The organism is Halomonas sp. 3F2F (assembly GCF_014897805.1).
Taxonomy (GTDB): Bacteria; Pseudomonadota; Gammaproteobacteria; order Pseudomonadales; family Halomonadaceae; genus Vreelandella.
The window spans coordinates 1-8,089 of record NZ_JABUZE010000055.1; the positions used below are offsets into that span (position 1 = coordinate 1).

The 8,089-nt window shown below is 47.1% G+C and carries 3 protein-coding genes and 1 pseudogene; all 4 read left to right on the top strand.

Going from position 1 to position 8,089, the window contains the following annotated elements:
- The first annotated feature begins 107 nt into the window (after positions 1-107).
- The 4 genes and pseudogenes from INT21_RS06550 (at position 108) to INT21_RS06565 (ending at position 7,968) form a co-directional block, all read left to right on the top strand.
- Positions 108-4,205 carry an AAA domain-containing protein gene (locus INT21_RS06550; protein ID WP_226930601.1) on the top strand — a complete coding sequence of 1,366 codons (4,098 nt, stop codon included), beginning with the start codon at positions 108-110 and terminating at the stop codon, positions 4,203-4,205.
- Positions 4,205-5,641: a hypothetical protein gene (locus tag INT21_RS06555; protein WP_193085005.1), complete on the top strand. Its 1,437-nt coding sequence runs from the start codon at positions 4,205-4,207 to the stop codon at positions 5,639-5,641. Before INT21_RS06550 ends, INT21_RS06555 begins: the two co-directional genes overlap by 1 nt.
- A gap of 116 nt (positions 5,642-5,757) precedes the next feature.
- Entirely contained in the window at positions 5,758-6,348 is a 591-nt protein-coding gene (locus INT21_RS06560; RefSeq protein WP_226930602.1) for a hypothetical protein, read from the top strand.
- Between the two features lie 200 nt (positions 6,349-6,548).
- Positions 6,549-7,968, top strand: a pseudogene (locus tag INT21_RS06565) (IS1182 family transposase).
- Positions 7,969-8,089: the final 121 nt, after the last annotated feature.

An 8,089-nucleotide genomic window follows, 5' to 3' on the forward strand; every position in this document is an offset into this window, starting at 1 on the left:
CAGCCGCTTTCTTTTATACCCTGTGAGAAATCCGGGCTAGTGGTAGGGCCGATATTGTTTCGCGTGAACGTTCTGTCCTCCAGCACCTCAATCATCAGAACCGCGACTTGTACAATCACTGTTTACGTTCGTTAACCAGCTTTCAAGAAGATGAGATAACGGCACAGTACTGCGAAGTTTATGAGTTACCTCCTGGGCATATGCGATTTAACGAGTTTGTTGGTAAATATGGGGCAACATTCTCTGATCAGGATCTGTTAAACGTCACCAAACTATTAATTGCAAAATTTGGCGATCTGCATGAAGCGAAGGTCGCACACAGAGATATTGCGGATCATAGCCTTTGGATCTCGCCGTCAAAGGAGATTGCTCTATCAAATTTCATATCAGCCTATCATCGCCCCGCCGGGACGGTTGGTGACTATAGAACGGCGCTTTCGGTTGGTGCAGTTGAAGCACAAGATATGCTGGATGACAGTGATTTAACACCTTATCAGCAGGATGTGCATGCCTTGGGCTTGGTGTGTTGGCATCTGCTCAATGGGCGTCGAATGTCTCCAGAAAGTATGAAAACAATCCAGAATGAGATGCTCGCATGTGACGAATGGTATTCTGAGGTTCTTTTAGACGCCACTGCAGCGAATTTTTCAAGCGCATCAGAGTTCTTTGATGCTTTGATGAAAGCCGAGCCAATTGATGATGAGATACCTACGTTTGATGATGCTGAACTAGCACCATACCGACACGCTATTAATCATTTGCGGCAGTACCGAGAAGATGGTGAGTTCATTGTTGAAACGTCGGATAAGGAAGTCTACGTATCTGATGGACGATTGGTTAAAGCATGGCTCGATTGCGGTAGCCAAGGTGCTTCCTCAGTCTCTAATTTCCAGGTGCTCGACTTCCTGAAGCGGTTGGATAAACTCAAATCAGTAAAACCTACTTATCTGCCTGCCATTCAAGACTATGGCATCGCTTCTAAGTCCTCGGCACTGTATTTAATAACTGATCTGATTGATGGCGATACATGGAGCGCAGCTCAAATTGAGGAGGAATTGCGCTTGGATACGGTCTCCAAGTTAGTCGCGGCACTGGAGCACCTGCATGGACTCGGACTCTCTCATGGTGATCTACACCCTCAAAACGTTATTATTGAAAAGGAAAGTTTGTCGCTTTTCTTGATCGATATTCCTGATTTTACGCCTTCTAATGATGAGCCTAAAAATCATCAATACAGTCCAGACAATATCGATAGATGCACGTCATTTGAGCGCGATAACTTCGCAGTCATGAAAATGTCCTGCGAGCTATTGGGAATAGCTTGGGGCGAAAATTCAGACCAGTTCTCTGCGATCGCTGACGCAGTTCGAGCAGAGTTAGAAGACCCCCAATTTGGATTCAAAGACCTTGGGCGCTTTAATAAAGCCTTAAGTACCCCAGAAGCTGAAGCTGGACAGGAGCCCATTGAGATCATCGCAGGCAATGCAGACGAAGCTGTAACGTTACTTCCTGATAATGGTCGTCTTTACTGCCGAGTTGAGAAAAATCCTAAAGACTCATCCGAAGTAAGAGTCACCTTCGCGGGGATTGGAGGGATTTTCTCTGCGATGTACAACAAAGACAAGACCACACTTGTAACTGGGTTTAAACCAAAACAGCGATCATCGGTTAGCAAGTGGGATACTGAAGAAAGCCAATTCGAATTGTCGTGTGCTATCAAGGTTATACCGGGCAAGCCACATAATTTATCGGCACTGTCCTCCCTACTGGACGAGAACGAAGCTTTTCATCGAGCCGTTGAGTTGGCCACGGCTCTGGACGATAAGGAACAGGACGAACCGCAAAATGAGAGCGGTGCGCTCACGGAAGAATTGGACGAAGCTTTCGAGCGCTTGCATAAACAGGCTGGAGAGCAACCTGAAAATCCTAAAATTGCCATTTCTACTGCGAAGCTTTGGCAGGCGATTCTCGATACAGAAACACAATCCCTTCCGAATGTTGAAATCGACGGTGAAATTTCATCCATTGGGAAATCTGATGGTGGGGTCATTATTCCGTACTCTGCCGAAATTGATCCCTTGGGTGCATTTACTGCCTCTGACGAAGTAGAGGCGTTACTTGTGGATGAAGACGGCGGTGAAAGGTTCTTGGGAGAGGTTTGCTTGAAATCCTCAACGCTCAATTCAGTTCGCCTCCTCAAAGCCCGGGGCTCTGCGTATCACTTGAAGAACAGTGATATCGTATTTTTCAGAACAAGGCAGGACAGGGCTTCTTACCGCAAGAGGAAAGCAGCGCTGGAACGTCTACTAGACCGAGAAGGCGCTATGCCGGAACTGGTGGATTTGTTCGATCCTTCATGTGATAGGCCTGCTACGCAGTATGGTGTTGAACCAACAGAGGAAGAATTTTCTCACTATGATAGAGAAGATCAACACGGGAATAGAATTAGCCTCAATCCTCAACAACGAGAAGCGTTTGCGAAATTGGTCAACAACGGTCCTTTATCATTGCTACAGGGTCCTCCCGGAACAGGAAAAACGGAGTTCATTGCAGCCTTTGTTCACTACTTAGTCGAAAAACAGAAAACCAAACGAATTTTGCTGGTAAGTCAATCACACGAAGCGGTGAACACTGCTGCGGAGCGAATCAGACGACACTGCGCTCGACTGAATACGGACTTAGAGGTTGTTCGATTCAGTAACCGCGAGGGCGCTGTGTCGACAGGTCTAAAAGATGTCTATTCACACGCCATCACTGCAGAAAAAAGAGAGCTGTTTGATGCAGAGATGAAATACAGGGTTGAAGCACTAAGTGATGCTCTGGGGCTCCAGCCTGAATTCATTTCCAGTGTTGTTATGGCGGAGCTGAAACTGTTCAGTAAGGTCGACCACCTGGAGACGCTTTTAGATCGAGTGGATGTTGTGACTGATGATGAAGATATCAAACAATTAAAGAAAATCGCCGTCGAACTAGATAGTTCAATTCGTGAGGAGCTAAACACGAAGTTTGGTATTGAGTTGCAACAAGATGCACGAATTTCTGAGGTCAAAGACAAAGTACTATCTAAGTTATGCTTCGATTACGGAGTAAGGCCTGACGAAGCTCGCCGCGTACGAGCCTTGTCTAAGGTGTCGCGAGATATGCACAACGCCTTGTCTGCTGAGCGAGTCAATTATGACGAGTTTTTTGCTCGTTCCCGCCAATTAGTGGCAGGTACCTGTGTTGGTATCGGTCAAGGGCACATAGGCATTCATGACAATATTTACGATTGGGTAATTATTGATGAAGCGGCGCGCTCGATCTCTAGTGAACTTGCTATCGCCATGCAATCTGCCAAGCGGGTGCTGTTGGTTGGTGATCACCTACAACTACCCCCGCTCTACTCTGATGCTCACAAGCAAGCTTTGGGACGAAAGCTAGGGATAAGTAGTAAACACACCGAGTTCGATGTAGCCCTGCGAAGCGATTTTGCGAGGGCATTTAATTCCAAGTATGGCAAACAGACCAGCGCTGCACTATTGACTCAATATAGGATGGCCGCGCCCATAGGTAATCTTGTTTCAGAGACATTCTACAAAGGTACATTGCAGAATGGCGATAGAAGTATTCCTGATATCTACGATAGTGCGCCCGCTGTATTACGCAACGTCGTTACTTGGATTGATACAGCAAGTTTAGGCCAAAAAGCCCACCATTCCCAAGGTAACGGCACCAGTATTTACAATAGAAGCGAGGCCGATGAAATCATCGCTCTCCTAAAAGAATTCTCTGAAAACGTAGAATTTATGAAAGGGCTTGATGACGTAATCGGTGAAAATGAAGCCGGGATTGGGGTTATTTGTATGTATGCCGAGCAAAAGCACATCCTGCGCATGAAATTCAACCAGGAAGCGTGGAATGAAGGTTTTAAAGACTTAGTAAAGATAGACACCGTGGACAGCTATCAAGGCAAAGAGAACCGGGTAATTATTTTATCCCTGACTCGTTCTGACAAACGACTTACTCCAGGTTTTCTGAGAGCGCCGAATAGAATAAACGTGGCCATGTCACGCGCCATGGATCGATTAGTAATTGTTGGTAACGCAGACATGTGGAAAGGAAGTAATAAAGATATGCCTCTTGGTAAGGTTTTGCGCTTTATGAACGAGCGTGGTAGCGCGGATGGTTACACCTTTTTGTCTGCTCGTCAGGGTGGTAAATACTAATGGATTCAGAAAACAAAATGACTTATCAGGAAGTCGATTTCCTTCTTCCGGCACAAAGATTCAATATCCAATTTTCTTATGTAACTCAAAAAGGGTTACCATTTATTAGAGAGTTCGTTCTCCGTCTGGTTCACATCGCTCCGATGAGCAAAGCCCAAATAGCCACTTACTTCGGTCTTAGTCGGCTTGAGACCGAAGAGGCTGTATCAGATTTAGTTCAGCGAGGAGAATTGACACTTTCAGATACTGGTCGACTCATGCTGACAGGACTCTCACAAGGTTACTTCACAGACTTAGGGGAAACTCCTCAACTTTCGGCTGTCTTGGACAGCGGTGCGACACTCTCCTTTGATTTGGCCAGCTTTAGCTGTTTTAGCAATCAAAATGTGCACGATGGCTGGAGAGCTGGTATTTCACTTGAGGTGGACCGGAACCATATCTCTCAAAGTGAAAAGCTGGTTGAGAAGCACTTCCAACATCAATTTTCCCAGATACTTGAGAAAGATTTTTTGCCCAAGGCTGTAAGCCAAGATTCCAAGGAGAGGCCCTACGTCTATACGGTCAATGCAGTAAACAAATTACGAGATTTACCTCTTCGCCTCACGACCAAATTTAAAGTTGGGCAAGATGGGGAATCGGTAGAAAGAGACAATTTTGAGCAACTAAATGACTCTGAAATCGTGCATGGGCTTATTGCGACAAGTTTATCAAAGCTAGTGCGGCCCTCAAATACGATGGCTCTTATGCAGGCGATGATTGAGATTGGGGATGAGGACACGTTGAAGGTCTTTGATCCTAAAACGAACTCCGCCAACCCGCGTTTCATAGATGACTTACAAAAGCTGGAAGAATACAATGAGGCGGATCGAAAAACGTTTGTAGGTCAGATATATACTCAATCAAACTGGGAACAGTTCCAAAATATTCTTGCACCATTACTGACGAAGCGTATCAAGACGAAATCAGATTACAGCGATGACCGCTTTACATGGATTGCTCCTTCCGATCCCTTTTGGGCCAAAAATGACAGAGCAAGGGCAGCAATTAGCGATTTCATCAACAGGGCTTCCACCAAGAATAAGCAGCTGTACAAACCAACTCTATATGTACCTGTATTTGGGGCTGAGGACACTCGTGCCGCTAAAAGTTGGTGTCATGAGCTCAGAAGCTTTGATAAGTCTATCAACGGACTATCTGAGGGCATGCTTGGTGGCAGTGTTGAAATAATCCATCTCGAAGGAGAATTAGTGGTAGTTGTCTATCACTTCTCGCAGCCTGAAAAGTTGCCAGTTTCTATGCCAATAGGCTTTATTTCTACCAATAAAGCTATTGTCGAAAGAGTGGGGCGCATTGCTCACAGCTACGTCGATGGCAGCTCTTCGTTTGATAACCCGAATGATTGTGGCGCTATTTCTTCAATAGCTAATAGTCGTTAAGTAATCGCTGTTCAGGATTATGTATGGAGCAATCTCATCATTCAGCACCTACGTCTCAGCTGCTAATTTCTGAACACTACTGCAGATCGCAGCGTTAATTTGCACATGGAGTCATCGTGACATTCTCAGATATGCTAAATGACAACGTCACTCTTCTGAAAAAGAACGGTGATCGAGTAGAAGGAATTAAAGCCAGCGTGCAAGCGAAGAATATCTTCATCAATCGGTCCGATATTTTGATCGAAACCGGTGACCTTATTCAACGGAACATGTCTAACGGCGGAGAAGAGACCTACGAGATTATCGATCCGGGGTTTCATGAAAGATTCCATGGTATTGAAGCACACTACCAAATGACCCATCGAAAGCTTGGTTTACCAGAAGCTAAGGCGGCAGTTAAGAGCATCACGTATCACATATCCGGGCCAAACGCTCGGGTCAACAATCACTCCACGGACAATTCAGTAAATACGGTTAACATTAATCCCGATGTTGCCGAGCATATTTCGATGTTGCGACAGGAAGTGAAACACCTTCTACCAGACCAGGAGCAGAAACCGGCCCTTGAAGTGGTTGATGCAATTGAGGGTCAGTTCGGATCAAGCGCACCTAGCAAGGTTGTTGTGAAAACGCTCCTGGGCGCTTTGCCAAGTGCCGGTAGTATTGCCTCAATTGGCTCATTTCTTCTCTCGGCGCTGGGTGGCTGAGGTAAAAACTAACAAGTGCAGGCACGGCGCGCCCACTACATTGCGACTTCGGCTACATTTCGCGGGAGTGCATGATGGCGGGCGTTACATCGGTGCTGCCTAAACGTCCGCTCATGGCCGAGGCTGTGTGAAAACGTAACTATCGCTATACTTTCCCCATGACAGATCGTGGGAGGTACCGATGAAACGTTTCGTCGCAGGTGAACGGTGAATCCCGATCCCAAGCTACGTTGTTTCCTGAACTCCTGGATGATTTCGTTTCTGAAGACAATCCGGTTCGGGCCATTGAGGCTTTCGTGGACGCCCTCGACCTCAAACAGCTGGGTTTCAAAGGTGTTGATCCCCATGCCACGGGTCGGCCCGCCTATCACCCCGCTGTACTTCTAAAAATCTATCTTTACGGTTACCTCAACCGCGTGCAATCCAGCCGCCGACTTGAACGTGAAACGCAGCGGAATGTTGAACTCATGTGGCTAACGGAACGTCTCGCACCAGACTTCAAAACGATTGCCGATTTCCGCCAGCATAATGGCAAGGCGATCCAAGCCACCTGCCGAGACTTCGTCTTGATATGTCGACGTCTGGGACTCTTTTCACAATCAGTGATGGCCATTGATGGCAGCAAATTTAAGGCGGTCAACAATCGAGACCGTAACTTCACCTTGGCCAAGATGAAGCGACGTGCAGAGGAAATCGATAAAAGTATTGAGCGTTACTTACGCCAACTCGATGCAATGGATCAAGGTGTCGCTGTTGTCACAGAGGCACAGACGACACGGTTAAAGGAAAAGATCGCTTCCCTCACAGAAGAAGTTCAGCAATTGCAATCTATTGAAATTCAAAGAACCGAGGCGCCTGATCAGCAGGTTTCTTTGACGGATCCAGATGCTCGCTCCATGACAACACGAGGGACAGGGGTTGTGGGCTACAACGTGCAGACGGTTGTCGATAGTCGGCATCACTTAATCGTCGCCCATGAGGTTACCAATGTCGGCAGTGATCGGCGTCAGCTTTCCCGGATGGCCAAGCAAGCCCGCGATGCTAGTGGCGTCAGCGATCTCCACATCGTGGCTGATCGCGGTTACTTTACAGGGGAGGAGATTCTTGCGTGTCACGAGGCCGGTATCACGACATATCTTCCCAAGCCCAAAACCTCGCCGAGTCAGGCCAAAGGCATGTTTCCCAGGTAAGCGTTCCGGTTGCGTACCTGAACGTAATGAATATCGCTGTCCCGCGAGAGAACGACTGATTTGGCGCTTCAAGAATGTCGAAAAAGGCCAGACGCTACATTGCTATTGGAGTGCGGCTTGTCCGAGTTGCTTAATGAAGTCGCAGTGCACCACGGGTATCAATCGGCGCATCAAACGCTGGGAACACGAAGGGGTACTAGAGGCGGTAACATCGCGTCTGGATCAGACGCCGAATATAATGCGCATCCGTCGTCAAACGGTTGAGCATCCCTTTGGCACATTAAAAGCATGGATGGGTGCAACGCACTTCCTGACTAAGCGCCTTAAGAACGTCAGCACTGAAATGAGCCTTCATGTACTTGCTTACAACATGAAACGCGTCATGAATATCCTTGGCACCAAGGGTTTGATCCAGGCAATGAGAGCATAGGGTGGCCTAGGCCCGAACCCCCACGCCTATCGAAGCCGATAACGCTCTTTAGCGGGTGCTTCTTAGCCATTCTTTCGAATGTAAGCGTTCATCCTACGACGTAGTTGACCTACTTCACGTC

What these genes read in the sequence shown, in the direction of transcription:
- INT21_RS06555 (WP_193085005.1), top strand. Translation starts at nt 4,205, where the DNA reads ATGGATTCAGAAAACAAAATGACTTATCAGGAAGTCGATTTCCTTCTT.